A 632-nucleotide genomic window follows, 5' to 3' on the forward strand; every position below is an offset into this window, starting at 1 on the left:
GTCGAGGTAGATCAGCACGCTGCCCCCGGCGGCCGACACCTGTTCGAACACCGGGTCCTGGAAGTTGTCCCGGCCCGCCACCACCAGACCGCCCGGGTGCGCGTAGGCCTCCGCACCCGACGCGGCATCGTAGAAGAGCGCGGCCGGCTGGGGCGGGTAGGTCGTGATGGTCGCCACCGTGGGTTCCGGAGGTGACGTCGGGGTGGCCGTCTCGGGTGTCGCGGCGGACCTCGTCGCGACCACGACGGCGATCGAGCTCAGTCCCGCGGCGAGCGCGACCGCGAGCGCTGCGCCGACCCGCCACACCGCGGCGCCTGTCCGGCGGCCCTGATGGGCGGTCATGGTCGCTCCTCCCGTGTTCGGGGCGCCACGAGGCCGAGGCGGCGGGTCGGGTCCCGTCGACCGCCTGTGCGACAGCGCTGGGCGCGTGGTGCAACGGGATCCTAGGAGCGGAGGGCTCGCTGGGGGCCGCCGTTAGCGTCGACCCGCGCCCGGGAGGTCACCGGCGGGTGACGCGTGAGGGCAGTCCGGTCGGGTGGAACGGGCCCCACGGAGCCACGCCGGTGTAGTCGGTCTGCTGGTTGACGTAGGCGAAGCAGCCGGAGTCCGCGTACTCGACCCGGCCGGCGGCG

General features: G+C 74.5%; 1 protein-coding gene. It reads right to left on the reverse strand.

What is annotated here, in order from left to right; all coding sequences use genetic code 11:
* Nucleotides 1-342: hypothetical protein (locus ACI8AK_RS23185; protein WP_456958193.1), on the reverse strand; the 342-nt coding region annotated here is incomplete at its 3' end.
* Between the last annotated feature and the right edge of the window lie 290 nt (nucleotides 343-632).

This window comes from Geodermatophilus sp. SYSU D00867, from assembly GCF_054050315.1.